Source organism: Nannocystis bainbridge (genome assembly GCF_028368995.1).
GTDB lineage: Bacteria > Myxococcota_A > Polyangia > Nannocystales > Nannocystaceae > Nannocystis > Nannocystis bainbridge.
Genome location: NZ_JAQNDL010000003.1, coordinates 1,261,764 through 1,287,831 on the forward strand (window position 1 = coordinate 1,261,764; position 26,068 = coordinate 1,287,831).

Genomic DNA, 26,068 nt, shown 5'->3' on the forward strand with positions numbered 1-26,068 from the left:
CGGCACCGCCGCGCCGCTGCCACGATTGCCGCGGTCACCTCCGCGCGCCCGGGCGCGGACCCGCGACTTGACGCCCCCGGCCCCGCTCGTCGCATCATGGCGACCAGGGGAAAAGCGTTCATGAGTGATCGATACGGGAAGGTCGCGGGCGCCGCGGCGGCGCGGGGCTTCGACACCAACGTCGTGGTCGCCGCCGACGTGGCGCGCAAGTTCGTCGCCGACGGCTACAGGTTCTGCGTCCGTTACGTCAGCCACAGCGAGAGCGAGGGCGACAGCGACATCTCGCGCGCCGAGGTCGAGGCGATCCTCGGCGCCGGCCTGGCGCTGATGATCGTCCAGCACGTGCGCCGCTCCGGCTGGTCGCCGACCGCGGCGCTCGGCAGCAGCGACGGCGCGCTCGCAGTGCGCCACCTGCAGGAGATCGGCGCGCCGCCGCAGCTCACGGTGTGGACCGACGTCGAGGGCGTCGACCCCAGCGCGCCGGCCAACAACATCCTCACTTACGGCAACGCCTGGTACAAGGCCGTCGCCGCCGCCGGCTTCACGCCCGGCCTCTACGTCGGCCGCTTGCCGCTGACCAGCGCGCAGCTGTACCGCGGCCTCAAGTTCCGCAACTACTGGAAATCGGGCATCACCACCGTCGAAGTCCAGACCCGCGGCTATCAGATGCTGCAGCTGCCGCCCGCCAACGACCTCGTGCACGGCATCCACATCGATCACGACGCGACCCAGCCCGACGACCTCGGCGACCTGCCCACCTGGTGGGTCGGCCCCGGCGACCTGCCCGTCAGCTGAGCGCTCACTCCTTGTCGGGCCGCAGCGGCGCCTCCACGCGCGCGTGCGGCCCCGTGCGCGCCGCCGGCGTGGTCCAGCCGAGGCGATGCGACACCACCCGCAGCAAGAACGTCACCGCGATCGCCAGCGCCGCCGCGCGCGGCGGCGGCAGCTCGAGCGCCACGGTGAGCCCGCAGAACAGCGAAGCGCCGGCGCCGGCGACCAGCGCGTAGTACTCGCCCGGCTTGAACAAGAACGGCTCCTCGCGCACCAGCACGTCGCGCAGCAGCCCGCCGCCGACGGCATTGATCACCCCGATGAAGCACGCCGCGCCGATCCCGAGCCCGATCGCCAGCGATTTCTGCACCCCGACCACCGCGTACGTGCCGAGCCCGATCGCGTCGACCACGAACAACATCCCGCGGATCCGGTCGAGCGCCGCCGCGAAGAAATAGCCGCACACGCTGGCGATCAGCACCACCAGCAGATAGCGCCCGTCCTGCACGCACACCGGCGGCCCCTGCTGCAAGAACAGCCCGTCGCGCAGCAGCCCGCCGCCGACCCCGGTCGCCAGCGCCACCACGAACAATCCGACCGGGTCATAGCCGCGACGCGCGGCCAGCAGCGCGCCGCTGAGCCCGAACAGCAGCGTCGCGCCGAGGTCGAAGTAGAGCGGCAGCTGAAAGAACTCCTCCGGGTGGACGGCGACCACGCGCCGAGTTTAGCCCCCGCCAGGCGCGCGCGGATCTGCCGAACCCCCGCCGCTGCCAGCGGCCGCAGGACCCCCCGGGCGCCGCCCTCTCGCCGTCCTCGCCGCAGATCGTCCGCAGGCACGCGCGCCACGTCGAGGTCGGCCCGCGCCTGCAGCGAGCAGCCCCCGCGATCGCCGCGAATCGACCCGAAGCATCGGCGGCCGCGCCGCGCAGTGTGATCTGGTCGGCAACGCCGCGCGCGCCCGGCCTCTAGACTCCGCCGCCCATGTCCACGCCCGACAAAATGTCCATGAGCGACCGCGTCATCATCGGCCTGCTGGCGTTCTTCCTCTGCATCGCCTTCTCGCTCGAGCTCTACTGGATCGTCTTCAACGACAGCCTGGTCGCTCGCGCCGACCACGAGCTGTTCGCTCGGCTGTTCCAGATCTACGGCGACGCCGACCGGGCGTACTTCGACAAGGTCACGCCGATGGCGATCGGCCTCGAGCAGATCAACGTGTTCGTCACCCAGATCGTCAACGTCTGGCTGCTGTGGGCGATCGTCCAGCGCGTGTACTACCGCCACATCCTCCAGCTCGTGGTCGGCTCGTACCTCGCCTACTCGGTGGTGCTCTACTTCTGGGCCGCGCACGTCACCGGCTACCCGGACATGCGGTACCAGTCGCCCTACACGTTCTTCCTGTTCTACGCGCCCAACCTGCCGTGGCTGCTCGGCTACGCCTACATGGCCTGGGACTCGATCCGCCAGCTCGGCGCGCGCCTGCGCCACGACGCCTGAGCGCAGCGGCCCCGCCGGCTGGCGACTTCGCCCGCCGCGGCGCTCCCCGGCCGCGTGCTAACGTCGGCCGCGGAGCACCCGCGTGACCACGTTGAAGCCCTTCCGTTACGGCGCCAGCCGCGAGCTGGCGACCACGCCGATCTTCCGCCTGCAGGAGATCGAGGCCGAGCACCCGCGCACCGGCAGCCTGCGGCCCTACGTCACCCTCGACACGCCCGATTGGGTCAACCTGATCGCGCTGACGCCGGAGCGGCAGCTGGTCCTGGTCCGTCAGTGGCGCCACGGCACCCGCCGCTTCGAGCTCGAGCTGCCGGCCGGCGCGATCGAGCCGGGCGAGACGCCCGAACAGGCGGCCGCGCGTGAGCTGCTCGAAGAGACAGGTTACTCCGCCGCCTCGATCGTCCGCCTCGGCGAGGTCGCCCCCAACGCCGCCTACCAGACCAACCGCTGCTTCACCGTGCTCGCCGAGGGCTGCCGCCGCACCGGCGAGACCGCCTTCGACGAGGGCGAGGACATCGAGGTCGTCCTCTGCGACCCCGCCGAGCTGCGCCCGCAGATCGGCGACACCGTGATCAACTCGATGGTCATCTGCGGCCTCTATTGGTGGCTGTCGTACGAGGGCCGAGTCACCTGGCCCTGAGGACAGCTCAACGATCCAGCCCGGCTCGCCGCTCCTCCACCGCTCCACCCGTGCGCCGCCCCGCCCGCTCGCGCAGCGTCGCCAGCCCGGCCAGCACGCAGTCGAGGTCTTGCTCGGCCGTCCCGCCGCTGGCCCCGATCGCCCCGACGGCCCGGCCTGCCAGCACGATCGGCGACCCCGCCCCGATCGACACCACCCGCGGCAGCCGGGACCCACCGGCGGGCAGCGCCTCGCGCCTGGTCGGCGCCCCGAACAGCGCCGCGAAGGCCCTGCTCTGCGCCACCTCGGTGCTGACGAGCGGCGCCCCGGCCATGCGACACAGCGCCATCACCAGCCCGTTGGCGTCGACCACCGCCACCGAATGCGGCACCCCGAGCGAACGCGCCCGCTCGACCACGGCGAACACGATCGCCTGGGCCGTGAGGTGCGAGACGCTGAACTTGACGTGACTCGATTTCATGGTGGTCCTCCCGCTGTGCCGCGCCATCGATTCGTAACGCCCATTCGCCGCATGTCCGCGACCGACCTGCCAAACGTCCCGGGCGACCTGCCGGCACACCGCCGACGCGATCGCCGAGCATCATACTCGCGTCGTGCGGGGCCGGCGCGGCCGTCGAAGCCGTCCTGAAGGCCCGCAACAGCGCGAGCGCGACCGGACCGCGGCGCCGCCGGGCTCGCGCCCGCGCCCCGGCGAATGCTTTGACTCGCCCTGCGTGGGTGCCCGCCGCCCGTGCCCACAACCGTCCGCGACGGTGACGCCTCGGCGCGTGTGGACCGACACGGGCGCACGCCAGCGGCTGCCAACGGATTCGCCGGCGACCCAGCCGCCTGAGCCGCACCGCAGATCTGCCTGCGCAGCCGCTTGCACGCCCGCCCCGGCGCGCCCGCGAGGCCCCGTTTCACCGCCCAACGACGTACTCACAGCATTCGCCGCCAATGCGAGCACCGCCGACCCGTCGCGCCGGGCGGGCGCGGGCCCCCACGCCCGACCCACACCGCCCGCATGTGCGCCGCGTGTGTCGCCTCATTCGTCGCACTGCGCCCCCATCAATCGCGCCACCCCACGGCCGAGCCCGCCGCCGCGGATTCGAGGTACGCCCAACCATTGTCGACACTGGACCCAGCTCCCCGCACCGCCGGCCGCCCGGAGAGATCTGCCTCGACCGCGTCCTCCCCGTGACAGCCCAGCAAGCTTTTCGATGGACCGCGGACTGCTCTCGCGGACCTGCCCCGTCCTCGCACCCGCGTCTGGCTCCACGCCGACAGTCCTCGCGAACGCCTCGCTACCGCCGCGTATCACCGCCATGCTCCACGTGCCCACGATGCCCGGCGAACGGCGTCACCGCGCGCTGTGGTAGGGTCCGCCCGATGCAGCGCATGCGAATCATAGATCGTCCCGTTACCCTCGCTCTGGTCGGCTGCCTGTGGCTGACGGCCTGCCCCAATACTCCGCCCACCAACGAGACCGACGCGACCAGCGGCAGCAGCGGCACCGACACCACCACCGATTCCCAGACCACGACGCCGACGACGACGACGATCCCCACGACCTCGACCACCGACGTCACCACCACCACCGACACCGCGACCACGACGACCACCACCGGCGATACCGAGACCACCGGCGGCGACGGTGTGTGCGGCGACGGCATGCTCGACGACGGCGAGGCGTGCGACGACGGGGCCGACAACGGCGCCGGCAAGAGCTGCAACGCCGCCTGCGTCCTCAACGTCTGCGGCGACGGCGACGCCGGCCCTGACGAGGCCTGCGACGACGGGGCCGACAACGCCGACGGCAACAGCTGCAAAGCCGACTGTACCGACAACGTCTGCGGCGACGGGGCCAAGGGCCCCGGCGAGGGCTGCGACGACGGCAACGACGTCGACGACGACGACTGCAGCAATATGTGCGCCCTGGCCTCGTGCGGCGACGGGGTGGTCGGCCCGGCCGAGCAGTGCGACGACGCCAACATGGACAGCACCGACGAATGCACGGAGGCCTGCACCCTGCCCGCGTGCAGCGACGGCCACCTGCAGACCGGCGCCGGCGAACAGTGCGACGAGGGCCCGGCCAACGCCGACGCGGCCGCCTGCACCGGCGATTGCAAGCTCGCGGTGTGCGGCGACGGCCACGTGTTCTCGACCGGCGACGGCCTCGAGCAGTGCGACAACGGCGGCGACAACGGCCCCGGCAAGGCGTGCAAGGCCGACTGCACGCTCAACCTCTGCGGCGACGGCGACGCCGGCCCCGAGGAGGCCTGCGACGACGGCAACCAGGACCCCGGCGACGGCTGCTCGGCGACGTGCAAGCTCGAGGGCTGCGGCAACGGCGAGCTCGACCCCGGCGAGGCCTGCGACGACGCCCAGAACGGCGACAACGACGACGGCTGCACCGACCTCTGCAAGCTGCCCGCCTGCGGCGACGGCTTCGAGCAGACCAATGAGGGCGAGGGCTGCGACCTCGGGCCGCAGAACAGCGACACCGGCGCCTGCACCCTGCTCTGCGCCGACGCGACCTGCGGCGACGGCCTCGTCCACGGCGGCGTCGAGCAGTGCGACGACGGCCCCAACAACGGCCCCGGCAAGGCGTGCAAGGCCGGCTGCATGGCCAACATCTGCGGCGACGGCGACCTCGGCCCCGGCGAGGGCTGCGACGACGGCAACCTGAATGACGACGACGCCTGCACCTCCGCGTGCAAGCCGGCCGCCTGCGGCGACGGCGTCAAGCAGCCCGGCGAGCAGTGCGACCTCGGCGGCGCCAACGACAACACCGGCGCCTGCACCTCGATGTGCACCCTGCCCGTCTGCGGCGACAACTTCGTCCAGCCCGGAGCCGGCGAGACCTGCGACGACGGCAACCTCTCCAACAGCGACGCCTGCCTCGCCACCTGCAAGCTCGCCGCCTGCCATGACACCTTCCTCCACGTCGGCGTCGAGCAGTGCGACGACGGCAACATGGTCGACACCGACGCCTGCGTGCTGGGGTGCCTCGACGCCAAGTGCGGCGACGGCCTCCTGCACGCCGGCGTCGAGCAGTGCGACGACGCCAACACCGTCGCCACCGACGCCTGCACCGACAGTTGCAAGCCCGCGACCTGCGGCGACGGCATCGTCTGGGCCGGCCAGGAGCAGTGCGACGACGCCAACGCCAACGACAACGACGCCTGCACCAACGCCTGCACCGTCGGCCTGTGCGCCAACGGGACCCAAAACGCCGGCGAGCTCGGCGTCGACTGCGGCGGCCCGTGCCCCAAGCAATGCCTCGTGATCAACGAGGTCGACTACGACCAGCCGGGCACGGACAACGCCGAGTTCGTGGAGATCTACAACGTCTCGAGCGGCCCGGTGAGCCTCGCCGGCCACTGGCTGGTGCCGGTCAACGGCAACGGCAACGCGCCCTACTCGGCGGTGGACCTCGGCGCGTCGTTCCCCTCGCTCGCCGCGGGGCAGTACCTCGTCGTCATCTGGGGCAACGTGACGGTCCCGGCCGGGCAGCTCAAGCTGGTCGCCAACATGATGAGCGTCATCCTCCAGAACGGCTCGCCCGACGGCGTGGCGCTGGTCCACGTCCCGAGCAAGCAGTACATCGACGCCCTCTCCTACGCCGGCGAGATCAACGGCGTGAACTTCATGGGCGTGGGCCCCTTCAACCTGGTCGAGGGCACGCCCGCCAACCTCGTCGACTCCGCCAACAACCCCGGGTCGCTGAGCCGGATCCCCAACGGCATCGACACCAACCAGATGAGCGTCGACTGGAAGTTCGTCAACACCCCGACCCCGGGCGCCGCCAACGTGCCCTGAGCCCGCCGAGGCCGCAGCGCCTCGCCCGAAGCATCGATCCGCGCGTCGCCCCGAGCCCTCGAGGACCCGACGCGACGCGCAGATCTTATCCAATCATATGTCCAACCGGACATGCTCCTGAGAGCATGTCCGTGTGGACATCTCATGACATCGGCCGCAGGACCTCCGGGCGCGCCGGCGCTCACTCTCCCGCCGGCTCGACCCGCCGGACCTGCAGCTCGGCCTCTGCCGGCCGCCCTTCCCACGCCGCGAAGCTCCCGGCGAACGCGGCCCCCGCCGCCTCGATCGCCGCCGCCTCCCCGCCCTCGAGCCCGATCGCCCAGCGCAGCGCGCCCGCGCCCAGCGGCCGCGGGTACGGCCGCACCCGCGCCCCCGCGTCCTCGAGCGCCAGCAGCAACCACATCACATGTCCTTCGAGCCAGCCGATGCATTCGCCGGCCGCCTCGCCCACCCCGATCAGCGTCAGCTCGACGCGCGCCGGATGCTGGGCCGGATCCACCGCGCTGATCAGCGACGGATCGCCCGCGCCGGCCAGCGCGTGCCCGCGGCGCAGCTCCGCGTGCAGCAGCGCCAGCGTCGAGCGGATCACGTGGCGCGCCGAGTTGAAGGACGGCGGCGTCGGGGTCCAGATCGGCCACAGCGGCTTGCGCCCGCCGCTCCGCGGCTCCGGCGGCGCTCCGAACGCGATGGCCGCCCCTGGCGTGCGCGCCGACAGCAGCATGAAGAAATACCGCAGCAGCGCCGCCGGCTCCGCCGCCACCTCGGCCTCCCCGGCCGCGCGCAGCGCCCACGCCGTCAGCAGCGCCCACGTATAGCCGCCGAGCAGCCCCCACGCCCCGACGTCGAGCTGACGCGCGCGCGCCCACGCCCGCACCCGCGCCAGCGTCTCGCGGAACACCTCGGCCTCGTAGTGCTCGCCCACGAGGGCCACCAGCGCGTCGGCATCGATGCAGGCCAGCGCCGCGCGGCGGCTGGCCTCGTCGAGCGTCGCCAGCTCGTCCGCGGCCAGCGACCCCAGCGCTCGCGCCTGCAGCGGCGGCGGCAAGTCGGCGACCTGCAGATCGACCGCGACCCCCTCGAACCTGCACTTCAGGACAGGCAGCCCCCCGCTCTTGACCGTGCGCACGCCCTGCAGCTCGCCGGCCGCGGCCAGCCGCTCCGTCAGCGCCGCGAACAGCGGCTCGCGCTCGGCCCCGTCCGAGCCGGCCCACACCAGATCGAGGTCACCGTCCGGCCGCGCCGCTCCCAGCCGCGCCGAGCCGACCAAATGCAGCTGCGAGCCCGCGTGCACCGCCGCCGTCGCTCGCGCGAACACCCCCGCGACCCGCTCGTGCGCCGGCGACGGCCAGCGAGCGAACGACGGCAACAGAACCGCCTGTCCCTCAGGACAGCTCGGCACCGTCGCCTTGATCTCGAACGGCCCCTCCTCCCCGCGGCCGATCAGGTGCACCGCCTCGACCGTGAATTCCAGCGGCCGCCAGCTCGCCTGCCAGCGCGCCATCGCGGCCGCGATCTCCGCCTCGCTGCCCGTCAGTCTGGCGATCGTCAAATGCGGCGTGAACCCCGGCCCGCGCGACGACTGCTCGTCGCACAGCGGGAACAGCCCCGCCGCGGCCGCCTGCAGCGCCATCAACGCCCCGGGCGGATCGCTGACCGGCTCGAGCCACACCGTCGTGCTGCCGCGGTGGTCAAACCGGCGCAGCTCCTTCAACACGATCCGCAGCGGCAACAGCTCGCGCAGCGCCGTCGTCAACGCCTGCGCCGCCGCGGCGAACAGCGCCTCCGGCACGAACCCGTAGATCAAGTTGATGTGCGGCATCCAGCGCCCGTGGCTCGGGTCGTGGTCCACGCGGATCGCCTCGATCGCCGGCCACGCCGACGCCGGCGGGATCACCACCAGCGCGCTGCGGTGCACCGGCGTCGCCGCGGCCAGTCGGGCCCGGCGCGCCGCCGCGTCGGCGCCTTCGACCACCTGCAGCAGCGCGCACAGGCCGAAGTGATCCGACACGAACCGCTCCTGTCCCTCGGGACCTGTCCCGAACGACCTGTCCCCGAAGATCGTGGCGTCGACCGCCGCCAGCGCCCCGGCCGGCGAGCGCACCAGCGCCCGGTCGAACCGCGCCGCCCGCCCGGTGCGGCTCGCCAGCGCCGCCAGCGGGTTGGCGACCGGGTCGAACGTGAAGCCCGGGTGATGCGGATGGACCTCGCGCCACACGTCGACGAGGCCCGCGCGCGCCAGCTGCCGGTCCTCCTCGCCGTCGCCGAAGTTGAGATCGCCGAGCACCAGCGCGTCGTCGACATCGGCCCGGCCGAGCCGCTCGACCAGCACCCCCAGTTGCTCGGCGCGGCGGTCGTCCGCGTCGGCCTTGCGGTTGCTCGTCAGGTGCACCGCCGCGACCGCCAGCCGTCGCCCCGCCACCTGCAAGCGCCCGACCACCAGCCGCTTGCGCTCCGAGAACGCGTGCAGCTCGAGCGCCAGCGGCCAGCGCGACAGCAGCACCTGCCCGTACGGCTGCAGCCCCTCCGCGTCTGGCCCTTCGGACACGTAGTAACCATCGCGCAGCCACGGCGCCGCCAGCAGCGCGGCCCACAGCCCCGGCGTCACCTCCTGCAGCGCGACGATGTCGGCGTCGCGCTCGCGCAGCAGCTCGAGGCACGCCGGCGTGCGCGCCTCGGTGTACAGCTGCTCGGGCTCGTAGAGGTCGAACAGCACGTTGTAGGTCGCCACCTGCAGCGCCTCGACCCGGGCCTCGTGCAGCCCGGTCGCCGGCACCGGCAGCCACGCCCCGCTGCGGCGATCGAAGCGGAAGCACGGCCGCGCCACGAACGCCGCCGGCCCGCCGCGCGCCTTGCCGCGCCGCGTCGGCGGAGCCGCGATCGTCGGCGTCGGCGCGCACGCGCGGGCGATCGCCGGGTGGTCGGCGGCCGGGCTATCACCTGACCCGAAGACCAGGTCGATGCGCGCCCGGCGATCCCACACCACCAGCTCGCCGGCCTTGATGAAGAAGATCCGGTGCCACGGGATCTCGTTGTCGCCGGCCAGGAACTCGGCCAGCGGCGCCTCGCGCACCCCCGCGAACCGCTCCTCGTACCCGACCACGAACTGGCGCACGTCGAACGCCGCGTCGAAGCGGAGCCGCCCGACCACGTCCTGCACCGGCCGGAGCCCCTGCCTCTCGCGCTGCTTCGCCATGACGACCTCCCGCGATCGCGGGGTCACGAGGCTAGGCAGCGCGGCCGGGCGAAGCAAGCGGTTTGCCTCGCGCGCCCGCGCGCCCGCGCCTGCATCTGCGATCCGCCGCGCGCCCTGCCGCGCACCGGCGCCCCCGCCTGCGGTGTTACCGTCGCCCGCATGCAGCGCCTGCCGATGCTCGCGATCTCTCCTCTCGCCGTCGTCCTCACCAGCGCCACGGCCCACGCCGCCGACGTCCCGGTGGCCGACGTCGAGGCCTTCCTCGCCGCTGTCGCCGCGGCTCAGCCTGGCGACACCATCGTCCTCGCCGCCGGCGACTACGAGGTCCACCAGAGCAAGATCGCCTGCAACACCCCCGGCACCGCCGACGCCCCGATCGTCGTGCGCGCCGCCGAGCCCGGCGCCGCCAGGCTGCGCCTCGACTCGCTCGAGGGCTTCCACGTGCGCGCTCCCTTCTGGAAGTTCGAGGGCCTCGACATCGAGGGCATCTGCGCCGCCGACAGCGACTGCGAGCACGCCTTTCACATCACCGGCGCCGCCAGCCACACCCACATCGTCGGCAACCGCCTCCACGGTTTCAACGCCATGATCAAGGGCAACGGCGAGCCGATCGGCCCCGACATGGCCTACGAGCACCCCGACGACGTCGTCGTCGAGTACAACGAATTCTACAACGACGCCCCGCGCGACACCGCCAACCCGGTCACCCCGATCGACGTCGTCGGCGGCCAGCGGTGGGTCTTGCGCGGCAACTTCATCCACGACCACGCCAAGGGCGGCGGCGACAACATCAGCTACGCCGCCTTCCTCAAGGGCCACGCCAAGGACGGCCTCATCGAGCGCAACCTCGTCGTGTGCGAGCTGCTCCACAGCGGCCAGGTCCGCCTCGGCCTCTCGCTCGGCGGCGGCGGCTCGGGGCCCGACATGATCTGCGAGGACGGCGCCTGCAAGCCCGAGCACGAGCGCGGCATCATCCGCAACAACATCGTCCTCAACTGCCCCGCCGACGTCGGCATCTACATCAACGCCGGCGCCGACTCGAAGATTCTGAACAACACCCTCTACAACACCGCCGGCATCGACATGCGCTTCGCCGAGACCACCGGCGTCGTCCACAACAACCTCATGAACGGCAAGATCCGCGACCGCGACGGCGCCGTCACCGACAAGCAGAACAACCTCGTCGAGGCCACCCTCGAGCAGTTCGCCGCCTGGTTCGCCGACCCGGCCGCCCAGGACTTCACGCTCGTCGACGGCGCCGCGATCGTCGGCCTCGGCCTCGCCGTGCCCGAGGTCACCGACGATTACTGCGGCAACGATCGCAACGACGGCGCGCCCGACATCGGCGCGATCGAGTACGACGGCGACGGCTGCAACGGCGGCCTCCCGGTCCCCGGCGGCAGCGGCGGCGAGACCTCGACCACCGGCGAATCGACCGGCGGTGACTCGACCACCGACGATCCCGGCACCCCGACCACCGGTGATTCCGGCGCCCCGACCACCGGTGATTCCAGCGACCCGACCACCGGTGATTCCGGCGACTCGACCACCACCGATCCGACCGCAGGGACCACCGCCGCGTCGGCCAGCGACACCGCCGGCGACACCGCGCCTGCCACCGACGACGACGGCGGCTGCGGCTGCCGCAGCGACGCCTCGGCCGGCGGCCCGCTGGCCCTGCTCGCCCTCGCCGGCCTGCTGCGCCGGCGCCGGCGCGCTTCCTGACCACGAGCCCCGGGACATTCACCACAGTCGCCCGCGTCTCACGCGGGCTCCCGGGCCGGTCTCGATTCATCACAGTCGCTCGTCCGCGAGCGACGCGAGCATTCATCACAGTCGCCCGCCCGGGCTCGGCGCGGCCCCAGCCGCTCGCTCGCGGCGCATGCATGCAGTCGCCGCACCGTCGAACTCGGTTGCCGCCGATCCGCGACATGCCATGCTCCTGCGCTCCGCCATGCGCCCCGCACCGCTCCATTCTATTTACCAATCCATCGTCGCGCTCTGCTTCCTCGCGCTGCCGGTCCACGCCCGCGCCGCCGAGGTAGCGACCGCGATCGGCCCGATCGTCGGTGGCAAGCACGGCATGGTCGTCTCCTCGAGCAACGAGGCCGCGCGGGTCGGCGCCGCGGTCCTCGCCGACGGCGGCAACGCCGTCGACGCCGCGATTGCCGTCCAGTTCGCCCTCGGCGTCGCCGAGCCCGGCTACTCCGGCATCGGCGGCGGCGGCTTCATGCTCGTCTACGAAGCCGCCACCGACGAAGTCACCGTCTTCGACAGCCGCGAGCGCGCCCCTGCCAGCGCCAGGCCAAAAATGTTCCTCAAGAAGAACGGCGAGCCGATCGCATTCGCCAAGCGGCGCACGCTCGGCGTCGCTGTCGGTGTCCCTGGCGCGCTCGCCGGCATCGAGGCCGCGCGGCTCGAGTTCGGCACCCGTCCTCTCGCCGAGCTGATCGCCCCGTCGATCGAGCTCGCCGAGCACGGCGTCATCGTCAGCCGGCTCATGGCCGCCAGCCTGCGCGAGCACGAGGCCGTGCTCGCCGCCAATCCGGCCGCCAGCGCCCGCTTCTTGCCCGGCGGCGAGCCGCTGGCGATCGGCGACCTGCTGGTTCAGCCCGAGCTCGCCGACACCCTGCGCCTCATCGCCGAGGACGGCATCGACGCCTTTTATCGCGGCCCGATCGGCGAGGCCTTCGTCGCCGAGGTCGACGCCGCTGGCGGCGGCATGACGATGGCCGACCTCAAAAAGTACGCCATCACCCGTGACGAGCCCGTGCGCGGCAATTACGGCGTCTACGAGCTCGTCACCGTCGCCCCGCCCAGCTCCGGCGGCCTCACCGTCCTGCAGATGCTCGCGCTGCTCGACCGGCTCGACCTCGGCCAGTACCCCGAAGATTCCAGCCTCCGCTACCACGCCGTCTTGAAGGCCATGCACCTCGCCTTCGCCGATCGCAACGCCTGGCTCGGCGACCCCGAGTTCGTCGACATCCCGCTCGCTGGCTGGCTCGCCCCCAAGTACATCAAGCAGCGCGCCGCCCTCATCGACTTCGACGCCGACACCTGCCCCATCCCGCCCGGCGCGCTCGCCGGGGCCGCGCCCGCGCTCGCGCCCCTCGAATTCCTGAACGGCGACCCGCAGACCACCCACGTCGACGTCGCCGACCGCTGGGGCAACCTCGTCGCCTTCACCGTCACCATCGAGCAGCACTACGGCACCGGTCGCCTGCTGCCCGGCCACGGCTTCTTCCTCAACAACGAGCTGACCGACTTCGACCCCCTGCCCGGGCGGCCCAACTCGCCCGCGCCGAACAAGCGCCCGCTCAGCAGCATGGCGCCGACGCTCGTCCTCCAGGACGGCCAGCCCGCCTACGTCATCGGCTCGCCTGGCGGCCCGCGCATCATCGCCGCCGTCGCCCAAGTCCTGCTCGACCTGCTCGAGTACGACCTCGACCTCGAGCACGCGATCGCCCGCCCGCGGGTCTTCGCTGCCGCCTGCGACGACAAGATCCGCTGGGAGGCCGACCTCTCGCCGGCCGTCCGCAGCGAGCTCGAGCAGCTCGGCCATCGCTTCCGCGACGAACCGCTCGAGGTCGGCGACGTCGGCCTCATCGCCATCGAGGGCGACACCTACGTCGGCGTCGCCGACCCGCGCCGCGACGGCGTCGCCGTCGGCCTCACCCGCGCCGACTGAATTCATTGTCACCAACGCGGCCAGCGGACGCCGCAGTGTCGTCGACCCTCCGCCCGCTGCGGCGAGCGCGACCCGGCCCGTGCGCCGCGCGGACCGCGAGCGTCACCACCTGTCCTCAAGTGCATGTCCCGATTCGGCGCCCCGCGGCCGCGAGCGTGTCGTGCAGGGTGCGGGCCTTCCGACATGCGCGACGGCCGTCGTCGCCGCGGACGGGCGTCCGCGCCGAAAACGCGCCTCATCGATGTGTGGACGCGCCGGTCCTGCCAGCGGGTCGCGCCGCGCGAGCGGGCCGGCCCCCGCTGGTAGGATGGTCGCATGTCGATGGCTTCGCTTCGCCCGTTCGTGACTCGCGCGTCTCTGGTCTTGTCGGCGCTCTCCACCGCCTGCGGCGACAACAGCGGCGTCGCCACCGAGAGCAGCAGCGCCTCCACCACGCTCACCACCCCGACCAGCGTCACCGACGGCCCCACCACCGACGTCGGCACCGCCTCGATCACCACTGGCACCGGCACCGACACGCTCGGCGGCACCGACAGCGTCAGCGCCACCGAGTCCCCCACCACCACCGGCACGACCTCCACCTCCACCACCGACGCCACCACCGGCCCCGTCGTCACCACCGGCACCGAGACCGACGTCACCACGATCGATCCGAGCCGCGGCACCACCGAGGACACCGACGGCACCTGCATCAAGTGCACCGCCGACCTGCACGGCATCGAGACCTGCAACGGTCAGCCCATCGCCACTTGCGAGGGCACCGACGGCTGCGACGCCGAGCTCGTCGCCTGCATCAACGCCTGTCAGGCCGCCGAGAACAGCAAACAATCGGTCGGTTGCGAGTACTACGCCACCTTCATGCAGCACCACGACGGCCCCCAGTCGCGCTGCTTCGCCGCCTTCGTCGCCAACACCTGGAACACCCCTGCCAAGCTCGCCGTCACTCGCCAGGGCCAGACCCTCGACATCGCCAAGTTTGCGCGGATCCCCAGCGGCATGGGCCCTGGCCTCACCTACGGCCCCTACGACGCCGACGCCGGCCTCGCGCCTGGCGAGGTCGCCATCCTCTTCCTCGCCGGGCCCAAGGGCGCTCCCATGCAGGGCTCCGCGCCCTGTCCGGTCGACAGCGCCGTCCCGCAGGGCGCCGCCGTCGCCGGTACTGGCCTCGGGGACAGCTTCCGCATCAGCGCCGACGTCCCCGTCGTCGCCTACCAGATCAACCCCTACGGGGGCGGCAGCGCGGCCGTCACCGGCGCCTCGCTGCTCCTGCCGACCAGCGCCTGGGACACCAACTACATCGTCATCAACTCGCTGCAGGCCTCGGTCGGTCAGCCCTCGGCCAACATCGTCGCTCACAGCGACGGCACCAAGGTCACCATCGAGCCGGTCGTCGCCCTCGCTGGCGGCGGCGGCATCCCGGGCGGCCCTCCCGGCGTCCCGCTCGAGTTCACCCTCAACGCTGGCCAGCACGCCCAGCTGACCCAGGGTGCCGAGCTGACCGGCAGCGTCATTCAATCCGACAAACCGATCGGCCTGATGGGCGGCCACACCGGCATGCAGGCCCCCGTCGGCACCCCTTATTCCGACCACGCCGAGCAGATGATCCCGCCGATCCGCGCGCTCGGCAGCGAGTACGTCGGCGTCATGCACCGCCCGCGCGTCAACGAGCCGGCGATGTGGCGGGTCGTCGGCGCGGTCGACGGCACCGAGCTGACGTGGAGCGGCGACGTCGGCGGGCCGACCAACCTCGCTCGCGGGCAGAAGGTCGAGTTCGTCACTGCCACCCCGTTCGTGGTCGAGAGCCAGGACGACGAGCACCCCTTCTTCCTCTTCACCTACATGAGCGGCTCGGGCTGGCAGCCGAACCTCAGCGGCCACGGCGACTCCGACTACGTCATCAGCGTCCCCGTCGACCAGTACTTGCCGCGCTACGTCTTCTTCACCGACCCGACCTACCCCGAGACCAACCTCGTGCTCGTGCGCAAGAAGACCGAGGCTGACGTGTTCGAGGACGTCACGCTCGACTGCAGCGGCGTCGTCGGCGGCTGGCAGCCCGTCGGTGACTACGAGTGGACCCGCGTCGACCTCAGCACCGGTGATTTCCAGCCGGTCGCCGGCTGCTCGACCGGCCGCCACGAGATCACCAGCGACGGCCGCTTCGGCATGTGGATCTGGGGCTGGGGCAGCCCGAAGACCACCGTCTTCACCCAGAACGTCTCCTACGGCTACCCCGCCGGCATGAACGTCCAGCTCATCAACGACGTGATCATCATCCCGCAGTGACCCGCGGCGGCCCGGCGAATCACTGCACCACGAGGTCCGCCGGCGAGCGCGGCGCGACCTCGTACGTGTCCTCGTACTGGAACGCCAGCCCCGTGACCGCCAGCGTCTGCCCCGGCACGATCGCCTGCAGCGCCGCCGCGTCGAAGCCGGCCGACACGTGCACGAAGATCTGGATCTGCCCCGAGCCGTCGTCGACCCACAGCTTGTAGCCGTACGGCGAGTCGTCGACGAAGCCCTGCGTCACCGCGCCGGTGACCTTCACCAGCCGGCCCTCGACCTCCTCGTCGACGTCCGCGGTGGCGACCGCCTCCGGCGCGACTGCCATCGCCTCGCCGAGCGCCGCCACCCCGGCCGGCTCGGCCGTCACCACCCGCATCTTCGCCATCTGCCCGAGCACCCCGGTCACCTCCACGCGGTCACCCAGCGCCAGCGTCGCGGCCTCGTCCATCTTCACGTAGATGCCCGCGCCGCCGTCGGCGATGGCGAAGCCGTGCTCGAAGGTCGCCGACGTGAAGGTCCCCGGCGCCACCGACACATGGCCCTTGACCGTCACCTCGCTGCCGTCGGCCTGTTCGCGCGCCGCGGCGATCGAGAGGTCCGGTTCGGCCGGCTCGCGGCAGGAGATCAGACAGACAGCGGCGAGCGTGGAGCGGAGCGCGAGGCGGAGCATCAACCGATTGTACGCCGACGCCGGCGTCCGAGCGAGCTCGACAGTCAACGGCGGCCCCCCTGCGCGCTCGCGCCCACCGGGCTCCACGGGAGCGAACGCCGGATTTCGCCACATGGCCTCCAGAGCATGTTCTTCATAACATGCTCTTATCGACATGCCCTTACGGGCATGTCCGAACGTGCATGTCCTGCGGCGGCGCGCGACTACTTCCGCCGGGTGCTGCGCACGGCCATGAAGGCGAACACCAGGAACGCCAGCGCCCCGCCGCCGATGTACGGATAGGTGTTCGCCTCGCTCGCGCGCAACATCCGGAGCGTGCCCGTGCCGCTCTCCAGCGTCGACATCGCGCGCCTGTACTGCTCGCGGTCCTCCGGCAGCACGTTGCCTTGCGGGTCGTACCGCACCTGAGCGAGCGTGGCGTCCGCGGCCTCGAGCCGTTCGGCCGTCTCGGCCCTCGTGCCCTGGAACTTGCGATAGTCGCTGATGCCGGCGCCGGCGACGAGCAGCGCGACGAGCGCGAGGAACCCGGCGGCGAAGGTGGTCGAGTTGAAGGAGCGGCGAGCTGGGGTCGAGGTCATCTCGTGGGACAAGGACGTCGCCTTCCGGGCCAGGTCGCACGGAGACTCGCGAAAGCGTCGTTCGTCCGCGAACGCGGAGCCGGCCCCAGGGCGGTCCCCGACTCGCGCCGCACCATCGATGCACCCTGCGGCATGCCCTCATTCATGCCACCGGAAGTCCGCCATCGTCGCCGCATGAATCCCGCGTCAGCCGGCGTCGCCGAGGCCCGCGGCTTGACAAGCCCGGCGCCGATGCCGTCCCCTCCCTCCGCCATGACGCACCCCCCCGACGACGTGTTCGCGCGAGTCTCCCAGCTCCTCGGCAAGCGCTCCGACGACCCCGCGGTCGTCGCGTTCCATGCGGCCCGCGGCCTCAAGCCGCCGCCGATCGTCACCAAGCTCGACATGCTGTACGACGTGCGCGACCAGGAGGCCGGCTTCACCCTCAACTACCAGGCGGAGGTGCTGCTGCCCGGCTGCTACCCGCCGCGCCGCGAGGGCGGCAAGTACGTCGCTTACCTCGCGTCGGTCGACTTCCGCCCGTCGTTCACCGGGCGCATCGCCGGCGAGCTCGACGTCGGATTGCCCGAGGCGCAGGCCAGGACGCTGGCGCAGCAGTTCGAGGACGGCTCGTGGAGCACGCCGATGTACCGCGGCCACGTCGTGCGGCGCGAGGCCGGGCAAGAGGTCGTGTTCCTCTACGACCCCGACGACGACAGCTTCGCCGAGGTCCAGCTGCAGCTCGTGCAGCTCGCCGAGGACGACCCGGCGCTCGCGCAGCTGGCGAGCGACGCGAAGGCCAGCGAGCCCACGCCGGCGCCGCGGCAGTTCCCGCGCCGCGGCCGCAAGGCGCCGGGCAACGAGCCGCTGCCCGCGCCGCTCGCCGCCCTGTTCGAGCTGCAGGGCAGCGACGGCCTCGGCGAGATCGACCTCGAGGTCCTGTCGGAGATCGAGGCCGGCGGCCCGGCGGCGTGGACCGGCAACAAGGCGGCGGAGCACGAGCTCCGGGTGTTCGCGCAGGACGGGTCGGGCGGGCTGGTGGCTTTCTGGATCGTGCAACACGACGACGGAGCCGCGCGGCCGCTGGCGGACCAGCCGGTGGTGTTCCTCGGCTCCGAGGGCGAGCGAGGCGCGGTGGCCTCCGACCTCGCCGACTTCCTGCATTTGCTGGCCGCGGGGATCGGGCCCTACGAGGTCGTGGAGTACGGCTCGACCGAAGGCGAATCACCGCAACCGGCGATCGCCGCGCTCGCCGAGCAGTTCTTCCCCGCCCGCGGCCAGCGCGAGGCCAGCGCGATCATCGTCGACGCCCAGCGCGACTACGCGGATTTCGCCGACCGCCTCGCGGCGCTGGTGAAGCACTGAGAATTCGCCCGCGCTACTGACCCAGCGTCGCCGCCAGCCAGGCGTCGATCTGGGCCCAGCCGACCTCGCGGTTCAGGTGCAGGTTGAAGTCGTGGCCGATGTCCGGCAGCACCTGCACCGTGACCGCCGGAGCGCCGCTGTAAAACGCGGCCTCCTCGGCGGCGACGGAGGCGGAGGCGATGAGGTCGTGCTCGCCGAGCTGCGACAGCACCGGCACCTCGACCTGGTCGACGCGTGACAACCCGACGATCGCCTCCGGATCGCCGATCGCCAGCGCCGTCATCATGTCGAGCACGTCGAGCAACAACCCACGCGGCAGCCCCGAGACCATGTTGGCGTTGTCGTACGCGATCACGTCCGGGTCCGCCGTCGGCGGATAGTAGAACAGCAGCTCGCGCACCGGCGGCGAGAAGGCCACGTAGGGCTGCTGCAGCGGCTCGGCGAACGCCTCCGGATCGATCGGGATGATGCGCGGCGCGTGGGCCCAGCCGGTCGCCACCAGCGCGTCGGCGATCGGCCCGTAGCTGCCGAGCGCGTACACCGAGGTGATGGTGCCCATCGAGTGGCCGACCAGGGCCACCTTGTCGAACACCGGATCGCCGAACAGACCGAAGCTCCGCACCCGCGTCAGCACCTGCTCGAGCGCGCTGGCGCTCTCAGCGAGGTCGGCCAGATCGCCGGGCGGAGCGCTCGACGCGCCGGCACCCAGCATGTCGAGGGCCAGGACCGCGTAGCAGCGCGCCGTCATGTAGTCGGCATACGAGTAGCGTTCGCCGTTGATGCGAGGCCCGTCCCAGTACTCACTGTCGTACGTCCCCCCGTGCAGGACCACCTGCAGCGTCCGATCGTGCCACAGCCCGCACGCGCCGCCGAGCTTCATGGACAAATGCCCGACGACCGTGTAGTCCTGGTCGTCGGACAGCGTGACCACGAATTCGACACGCTTGCCGAGGCTGACGCTCACTGGCAAAAGCCCGGCCTCGGCGGCCGGGACAGGCAGCAGATTCGCCGCTGCTGCTACCATCAGTGCACCCGCCGCGCGAGCTCCCTTGCGTGCGCTCATCTCGTCCTCCTATGATTCGCCGGGGTCGCGGCCGCGACGACCAGGGCCGCACGGCCCCGCCAGCGACGCCGCACGATCAAGCTACAAGCCCGCGGCGCCGCAGCCAAGACAATTCGCGGGACCTTTGGGCATCCCACGCGCTGCGCTGAATGTGGTCACGGGGCGGAGACCGGCCCCGGGGCGCCGGGGCCCCACGCCCGACGTGTCGGATGCGCCCCATGAATGATCATACCCCGCTCGGCATGACGGGGCCGCGGGCCCGGGAGCTCCAGCGGCGGATCCTCCTCAGCGCCCAGGTCCTCGTGATCGCCTGCCTGATCGCGGCGGCCGGCAACACCGCGATCACCGTGTTGCTCGCGCACATGTGGCAGCTCGACGGCGTCATCGTCGTCCTGCTCGGCCTGGTCGCGGCCTACTGGCGTGTGGTCATTCCGCGCGCGCGGGCCGGCGAGCTCGACGGGGCGGCCCGCGCCGCCATTCGCGTCATGACGGTCGCGGTCGTGTTGTGCTCGCTGCTGATGGCGGGCACCGCCGGCAGCCTGGCGCTGACCGGCTTCATCACCGCTCTGGCGCTGGCGCCCGGAGTGCTGTCGTTCCGCGAGGTCAACCGCACGATGCTGGCGATCACGCTGATCGGCATCGCGCTGATCGCCGTGGAGGCCCTGCAGCCGCCGTTTCAGGCCGTCTTCCCGCTGTTTCAGACGTGGCTGCTGATCATGACGTCGGTCGGCATGGTCGCCCTGGCCCTGCTCGTCGTCCGCGACTTCAAGCAGTTCCCGCTGGCCACCAAGCTGCAGATCGCGTTCCTGTTCGTGTCGCTCGGCGGGGTCGCGCTGCACGCGGGGCTCGGCGGCTCCGACCTGCGCAAAGAGCTGGTGAGCCGCGCCGAAGCGCAGCTCGGCCAGGTCGCGCTGGCGGCCACCGGCTCGCTCGACGCGGCGCTCTACGACGCGGCCGCGCTCGCGTCCAGCGACGCTCGCCAGGCCGACCTCGCCGCCGCCGGCCCCGACATCGACGGCCGCCGCCGCGCCGCCGCCGGAATCGTCGCGCTGACCGAGCGCCCGCTCCGGCCGGCCGTCGGCGCGGTGGTCCTCGGCGACGACGGCGAGGTGTGGGCTTCGGTCGGCGACCTCGACGTCGCGCACACGACCCCGCAGGAGCCCGTGCGCACGGGCGTGCGCGTGGGGCTGCGCAACGGCGCCTTCGAGGTCGAGGTGCCGCTGCTCGGCCGCGACGGCGCCCGGCTGGCGGTGCTGCGTATTCGCTACGCCGCCGCGCCGCTGCGCGAGGCCCTGGGCCGGCTCTCGAGCGTGGTCGGCGACGGCGTCGGCGTGCTGGTGCTCGCCCCCGACGGCGAGCCAGCGCTGCGCGCCGGCGCCGAGGCGACCCCGCTCGCCGCGGTCCACGAATCACCGGGCGAGCGGGTGACGCAGCTGCAACCACCCGGGCGCCACGGCATGCGGATCGCCGCGACGATCGACGCCTCGACCCTGCTGGCGCCGCTGCGCGCCCGCGACCGCGACGCCAAGCTGATCGCCATGCTGATCGCGGCGCTGGTGTCCGGGGTCGCGTTCGCCGTCGGCAGCGTGCTGTCGCGGCCGATCCTCGGGCTCACCGCCGCGGTCACGCGCATGCGCGCCGGCGACCTGACAGCGCGCGCCAGCGAGGGCGCGCACGACGAGGTCGGCGAGCTGACGCGGGCCTTCAACGCGATGGTGGCCCAGCTCGGCGAGCTCATCGACGGCCTCCGCACCCGCACCGCCGAGCTGCACGCCGAGGTCGCCACCCGCCTGCAGCGCGAACAAGAGCTGCAGCGCCTCAACGAGGAGCTGTCGACCGCCCGCGACCGCGCGCTCGAGGCCAGCCGGGCCAAGAGCACCTTCCTCGCCAACATGAGCCACGAGCTGCGCACGCCGCTCAACGCGATCATCGGCTACACCGAGCTGCTGCAGGACGACGCCGCCGAGGCCGGCCAGCGCGAGGTGGTCCGCGACCTCGCCAAGATCCACGGCGCCGCCGCGCACCTGCTGACCGTCATCAGCGACATCCTCGACCTCTCCAAGATCGAGGCCGGCAAGCTCGACGCGCACCTGGGGCCGGTGATGTTCGCCGAGCTGGCCGCCGAGGTCACTGGCGCCCTGCGGCCGCTGGCCGACAAGCACCGCAGCGTGTTCGTCGTCGAGGTCGACCCCGACGTCGGCGTGCTCCACACCGACCGCACCTGGCTGCGGCAGATCCTCTACAACCTCCTCAGCAACGCCGCCAAGTTCACCAGCCGCGGCCAGATCCTGCTCCAGGCCACGCGCGTGGTCGACCTCGACGCCGGCGTCGACGAGCTCCGCTTCGTCGTGCGCGACACCGGCATCGGCATCCCGCAGAGCAAGATCGGCGCGCTGTTCGAGCCCTTCACCCAGGTCGACGACTCGACCACCCGCCGCTTCGGCGGCACCGGCCTCGGCCTGGCGATCACGCGCCGGTTCTGTCGCATGCTCGGCGGCGACATCACCGTCACCAGCGAGCTCGGTCAGGGCTCGAGCTTCACCGTGATCCTGCCGGCGCGGAGGTCCGTCCCCGCGGCGCCCCAGCAGCTCGGCGAATGGACCGAGTCGACGCCGATCGAGCCACCCGCCGAGGGCGCCTCGACCGTGCTCGTCGTCGACGACGAGATCGTCGTCCAGGAGCTCATGGCCCGCTTCCTCGCGCGCGAGGGCTATCGCGTGGTCCCGGCCCGCAGCGGCGCCGAGGCGCTGCGACTGGCGCGCGAGGTCTCGCCGGACGTCATCACCCTCGACGTCGTCATGCCCGGCATGGACGGCTGGGCGGTGCTCACCGCCCTCAAGCGCGACCCGCAGCTCGCCGAGGTCCCGGTGATCGTGATGACGATCGTCAGCGACCGCGACGTCGGCTTCTCGCTCGGCGCCTCGGACTACCTGCTCAAGCCGATCGATCGCGACCGCCTGCTCTCCACCCTCGCCCGCTACCGCCGGCCGAGCCTGCCCGCCTCGGTGCTGGTGGTCGACGACCAGCCCGACGTCCGCGAGCTGCTGCGCCGCCTGGCCGAGCGCGCCGGCTGGTCGGTGCGCGAGGCCGCCGACGGCCGCGAGGCGCTCGCCGCCCTGCGCGACGGCATTCCCGACGTCGTGCTGCTCGACCTGATGATGCCCGAGGTCGATGGCTTCGAGGTCATCCAGACCATGCGCGCCGAGCCACAATGGCGCGACGTCCCCGTCATCGTCATCACCGCCTGCGAGCTGTCCGCGTGCGAGGCCGAGTTCCTGCGCGCCGGCGTGCACCGGGTGCTGCGCAAGGGCAGCTACTCGCAGGCCGCCCTGCTCGACGAGGTCCGCGCCCTGCTCGAGGCCGCCGCGAGCAAGGCCGCCCGCGATCCCGACGCCTCGTAGCAGCCGCCAGTCCGCGAGCCCCCTCGCGCAAGCCGAGCGCCTTCAGATGTGCTTGCGCGTCACCGCCACCGTCAGCCGCTGATACAGCGACGGCAGCAGGCGCGCCATCAGGTCGATGAAGTGCGCGTCAGGCCCGACCAGCACCCGGCGCTTGTCCTTCTGCACCCCGCGCAAGATCGTCTCGGCCGCGACCTCGGCGGTGGTGATGAAGTTCTTCTCGAACTTGAGGTTGGCGTTGTTCGGGTCGCCGCCGAGCGCGGCGATGCTCGGATCGATGCGGCCGGCGCGGGCGATGTTGGTCTTGATCCCGCCCGGATGCACGCTGGTGGCCGAGACCCCGCAGCGGAGGATGTCGAGCTCCTGCCGCAGCGACTCGGTGAACCCGCGGACCGCGAACTTGGCCGCGTTGTAGGCCGACTGCGACGGGATGCCGATGAGGCCGAACACCGACGACGTGTTGACCACGTGGCCCTCGCCCGCCGCCTTGAGGTGCGGCAGGAACGCGCGCGTGCCGTGGACCACGCCCCAGAAATTGATGTTCATCAGCCACTCGAAATCTTCAAGGCGCATGCCCTCGACCGTGGCCCCGAGCCCGACCCCGGCGTTGTTGAAGATCAGGTTGACCCGCCCGTGATCGCGCACCACCTGGTCGGCCCACGCGAAGATCGCCTCGCGGTCGGCCACGTCGACCCGCTGCGTCGTCACCTTGACCCGCGCCTCCCGCAAGAGCGCCGCCGTCTCGGCCAGCCCGATCTCGTTCACGTCGGACAGCGCCAGGTGACAGCCGCGCCGCGCCAGCGCCAGCGCCAGCGTGCGACCCATGCCCGAGCCGGCGCCGGTGATCGCCGCGACCTTTTCGGTAAAGCTCTTCATCCCGGCCGGCATACCAGCTTTGCCGGCCCCGGCCCAGCCCATTCGGCCTCCACCCGCACGTGCCGCCGCTTTTGCACGGCGCGCACGCCCCTGGATCCTGCGAGGAGCAGCCGCCGCCGGCCCCCGTACCGTCGCTCGCCGGCGTCAGCGTCGGCTCGCCGCTGTCGACGAAGTCCCACAGCGGCCCTGAGCGTCGGATATGATCATAGGACTGCCCGCCAGCGCCGTCATGCAGCGGCGCTCGGCGGCGCTGCTCTGCGCTCAGGTCTCCCAGGAGTAGCCGCCGGAGCCCTGGCTCTTCTTCCCCTTGCTCGACTTCTCGCCGTAGCCGACGACGTCGAGGGTCGCATCGCCCTCCCACTTGAAGCCGATCGCGTCGCCGCCGGTCAGCTTCTTGTGCCCGCAGTTGCGGGTGGACCCGACGACGACCGCGCCGTTGCCGTACCAGCCAGTGCCGCGATTGACGATGTCGTCGACGTGCTCGAGGAAATTGTCGTCGACGAGCCGGCTGCAGAACCGCTCCGACGGGAAGCGCACGGCGATGCCGCGAATATCGAGCGTCGTGCGTTGACCCTGCTTGAGCTCCTCAGCCTCAGGTGTATCCCACATGTTCGTCCTTTCGAATGGAGGGACATGCATACCATGGCACCCGCCCCCGCCTGGGGCCGCCCGGGCACTCGAACTCGAGACAATACCAGTGGTCAGGCGGAGACGGGCGACGCGGATCGCATTCGCCCTGCAGAGAATCGCGCAATCGGGTCACCAGCGCGCACGACGGGCAATGCGGGTCACCGACGTCGCAGCGGCTCCGCGCAATGACGATCGTCTCAGAGCAACAGGCACGCCGCCGTCGGCACCTCGTGGTCGACCGTCAGCAGGCACTGCGCGCGCAGGCTGATCGCGATAAGCTCGCGCGCCTCCGCCTCGCCCGGCTCGCGCCCCGCGCCCGCCAGCGCCCGCGCCCGCGCCAGGTCGGCGAGCAACCGCGGCCGCGCCAGCCCCGTGAACTCGTCGGTGCCGCGGACCCCGCCCTCGCCCAGCCCGGCCGCCAGCAGCTCGGCCAGCACCGCCGCGTCGGCGCTGCGCAGCGGCTGGTCCCGGGCCCAGGCTGGCCGATCGGGCATGTCCGCGAGGACACGTACGTGCGCCTCGACCACGTCGACGGCGGCCAGCATCTTGTCGTATTTCAGCGTCTCCGGCGTGTCGCTGGGCTGGTGGTAATGCGGGGAGCGGCCGGTCGAGACGAACAGCGAGGGGATCTCGCTACCAAAGAAGGCGCCGTGATCGCTGAACGCCTGCCGCCCGTGCGGCAGCTCTTCGACGAGACGCAGGTGCATCGCCCGCACGGGCAGCCGCGGGTCTTCGCGCAGCGCCGGGGCCGGCGGCCGCACGAAGGTCTCGCGGCCCATCACGTACAGCGGCGAGCGGTAGCCGTCCCACAGGTCGCCGCCCATCAGGTCGAGGCAAACCACCGCGACCAATTGCTCGCGGGCGATCGTCGGCCGAGCCACGAAGTAGTCCGAGCCCATCGAAGGCGTGCGGTAGTCCGGCGGCTCCTCGGCGTCGAAGGCCGCGAGCAGCACGCTACGCGCCGGCGGATCGGCGGCCAGCCGCCTGACGACCGCGAGCGCGACCGCCACGCCGCTGGCGTTGTCGTCGGCACCGGGATGCACCACCCCGTCGACCTCGCCGAGGTGATCGTAGTGGGCCGCCAGCACCACGTGCTCGCCAGCCCGCGCCGGGTCGCGCCCCGGCACCCGCGCCAGCACGTTGGCGCCGCGCGGCAGCGGCTGCTCGAAAGACCCTGTCTCTCCGGCCATCTCGAGCCCGTACGCCCGCACCCCGGCGACGATCGCCGCCCGCGCCGCCGCCCCGCCCGGGCTGCCGTTGTCGCGCCCGCCGAGCTCCGGCCCGGCCAGCAGCTCGACCCAGCAGCGCAGCGCCGCCGCCTCGTCGCGCTCGCCGGCGCATGAGGTCGGCGCCACGGCCCGTGGCACCGTCGCCCCGGTCACCCCCGCGTCGGCCACCGGCGCCACCGACCCCGCCTCGCCCCGCTCCCCGCAGGCGAGCATCCAGCAGACCGCGAACAGGCGCCAGGGCGACATCCCGACCATGTAGCACGGCGTCCGCCCCCGCCGGAGCGCGCGTTCGCCGGCACGACGCCCGACCCATCATCGGGGCCGGAAGACCGCAATCTCTCGCGTCTCCGCCTGTGCCCCTGAGCCGGCATCGGGCGATTTGTGACCCCGTATACCAAAATTTCGGGTTG

18 protein-coding genes are annotated in these 26,068 nt (G+C 72.1%); 9 read left to right on the forward strand and 9 right to left on the reverse strand.

What is annotated here, in order from left to right; all coding sequences use genetic code 11:
- Positions 1 to 120 precede the first annotated feature (120 nt).
- Positions 121 to 795: a glycoside hydrolase domain-containing protein gene (locus POL25_RS30280; RefSeq protein ID WP_272089733.1), complete on the forward strand. Its 675-nt coding sequence runs from the start codon at positions 121 to 123 to the stop codon at positions 793 to 795.
- 4 nt (positions 796 to 799) lie between these two features.
- Here the strand turns inward: POL25_RS30280 and POL25_RS30285 are convergent, their stop codons facing one another.
- Positions 800 to 1,486 carry a trimeric intracellular cation channel family protein gene (locus tag POL25_RS30285; RefSeq protein WP_272089734.1) on the reverse strand — a complete coding sequence of 229 codons (687 nt, stop codon included), beginning with the start codon at positions 1,484 to 1,486 and terminating at the stop codon, positions 800 to 802.
- Positions 1,487 to 1,752: 266 nt separating this feature from the next.
- Between POL25_RS30285 and POL25_RS30290 the strand changes: the two genes are divergently transcribed.
- Positions 1,753 to 2,265: an EXPERA domain-containing protein gene (locus tag POL25_RS30290; RefSeq protein WP_272089735.1), complete on the forward strand. Its 513-nt coding sequence runs from the start codon at positions 1,753 to 1,755 to the stop codon at positions 2,263 to 2,265.
- An 82-nt stretch (positions 2,266 to 2,347) separates the two neighbouring features.
- Positions 2,348 to 2,905, forward strand: coding sequence for an NUDIX hydrolase (locus tag POL25_RS30295; protein WP_272089736.1), 558 nt, complete (start codon positions 2,348 to 2,350; stop codon positions 2,903 to 2,905).
- A gap of 7 nt (positions 2,906 to 2,912) precedes the next feature.
- On the opposite strand, the gene POL25_RS30300 is transcribed toward POL25_RS30295, so the two are convergent.
- Complete coding sequence (locus POL25_RS30300) at positions 2,913 to 3,365, reverse strand: GlcG/HbpS family heme-binding protein (RefSeq protein ID WP_272089737.1); 453 nt, start codon at positions 3,363 to 3,365, stop codon at positions 2,913 to 2,915.
- A gap of 908 nt (positions 3,366 to 4,273) precedes the next feature.
- On the opposite strand from POL25_RS30300, the gene POL25_RS30305 reads away from it, so the two are divergent.
- Positions 4,274 to 6,706 (forward strand): DUF4215 domain-containing protein, encoded by a 2,433-nt coding sequence (locus tag POL25_RS30305; RefSeq protein WP_272089738.1) that lies wholly within the window; start codon positions 4,274 to 4,276, stop codon positions 6,704 to 6,706.
- A gap of 181 nt (positions 6,707 to 6,887) precedes the next feature.
- Here POL25_RS30305 and POL25_RS30310 read toward each other — a convergent pair whose 3' ends face one another.
- Positions 6,888 to 9,899: a poly(A) polymerase gene (locus POL25_RS30310; protein WP_272089739.1), complete on the reverse strand. Its 3,012-nt coding sequence runs from the start codon at positions 9,897 to 9,899 to the stop codon at positions 6,888 to 6,890.
- A gap of 159 nt (positions 9,900 to 10,058) precedes the next feature.
- Here POL25_RS30310 and POL25_RS30315 point away from each other — a divergent pair, with 159 nt between their 5' ends.
- The 3 genes from POL25_RS30315 (at position 10,059) to POL25_RS30325 (ending at position 15,870) form a co-directional block, all read left to right on the forward strand.
- Positions 10,059 to 11,624: an MYXO-CTERM sorting domain-containing protein gene (locus POL25_RS30315; RefSeq protein WP_272089740.1), complete on the forward strand. Its 1,566-nt coding sequence runs from the start codon at positions 10,059 to 10,061 to the stop codon at positions 11,622 to 11,624.
- A gap of 229 nt (positions 11,625 to 11,853) precedes the next feature.
- Positions 11,854 to 13,587 carry a gamma-glutamyltransferase gene (gene ggt / locus POL25_RS30320; RefSeq protein ID WP_272089741.1) on the forward strand — a complete coding sequence of 578 codons (1,734 nt, stop codon included), beginning with the start codon at positions 11,854 to 11,856 and terminating at the stop codon, positions 13,585 to 13,587.
- Positions 13,588 to 13,908: 321 nt separating this feature from the next.
- Positions 13,909 to 15,870 carry an IgGFc-binding protein gene (locus tag POL25_RS30325; protein ID WP_272089742.1) on the forward strand — a complete coding sequence of 654 codons (1,962 nt, stop codon included), beginning with the start codon at positions 13,909 to 13,911 and terminating at the stop codon, positions 15,868 to 15,870.
- A gap of 19 nt (positions 15,871 to 15,889) precedes the next feature.
- On the opposite strand, the gene POL25_RS30330 is transcribed toward POL25_RS30325, so the two are convergent.
- A complete protein-coding gene (locus tag POL25_RS30330) occupies positions 15,890 to 16,540 on the reverse strand; it encodes a DNA-binding protein (RefSeq protein ID WP_272089743.1) in 651 nt (216 codons plus the stop codon).
- Positions 16,541 to 16,743: 203 nt separating this feature from the next.
- Positions 16,744 to 17,118, reverse strand: a complete 375-nt coding sequence (locus POL25_RS30335) for a hypothetical protein (RefSeq protein WP_272089744.1) — start codon at positions 17,116 to 17,118, stop codon at positions 16,744 to 16,746.
- A gap of 252 nt (positions 17,119 to 17,370) precedes the next feature.
- Between POL25_RS30335 and POL25_RS30340 the strand changes: the two genes are divergently transcribed.
- Complete coding sequence (locus POL25_RS30340; RefSeq protein WP_272089745.1) at positions 17,371 to 18,462, forward strand: hypothetical protein; 1,092 nt, start codon at positions 17,371 to 17,373, stop codon at positions 18,460 to 18,462.
- A 13-nt stretch (positions 18,463 to 18,475) separates the two neighbouring features.
- On the opposite strand, the gene POL25_RS30345 is transcribed toward POL25_RS30340, so the two are convergent.
- Entirely contained in the window at positions 18,476 to 19,525 is a 1,050-nt protein-coding gene (locus tag POL25_RS30345) for an alpha/beta hydrolase (RefSeq protein WP_272089746.1), read from the reverse strand.
- 218 nt (positions 19,526 to 19,743) lie between these two features.
- Between POL25_RS30345 and POL25_RS30350 the strand changes: the two genes are divergently transcribed.
- Positions 19,744 to 22,926 (forward strand): response regulator, encoded by a 3,183-nt coding sequence (locus POL25_RS30350; protein ID WP_272089747.1) that lies wholly within the window; start codon positions 19,744 to 19,746, stop codon positions 22,924 to 22,926.
- Positions 22,927 to 22,968: 42 nt separating this feature from the next.
- Here the strand turns inward: POL25_RS30350 and POL25_RS30355 are convergent, their stop codons facing one another.
- From POL25_RS30355 to POL25_RS30365, 3 genes are all read right to left on the reverse strand, one after another.
- Positions 22,969 to 23,799 (reverse strand): SDR family NAD(P)-dependent oxidoreductase, encoded by an 831-nt coding sequence (locus POL25_RS30355; RefSeq protein WP_272089748.1) that lies wholly within the window; start codon positions 23,797 to 23,799, stop codon positions 22,969 to 22,971.
- Between the two features lie 261 nt (positions 23,800 to 24,060).
- Positions 24,061 to 24,408 carry a hypothetical protein gene (locus POL25_RS30360; protein WP_272089749.1) on the reverse strand — a complete coding sequence of 116 codons (348 nt, stop codon included), beginning with the start codon at positions 24,406 to 24,408 and terminating at the stop codon, positions 24,061 to 24,063.
- 218 nt (positions 24,409 to 24,626) lie between these two features.
- Positions 24,627 to 25,904 (reverse strand): M28 family metallopeptidase, encoded by a 1,278-nt coding sequence (locus tag POL25_RS30365; RefSeq protein WP_272089750.1) that lies wholly within the window; start codon positions 25,902 to 25,904, stop codon positions 24,627 to 24,629.
- Positions 25,905 to 26,068: the final 164 nt, after the last annotated feature.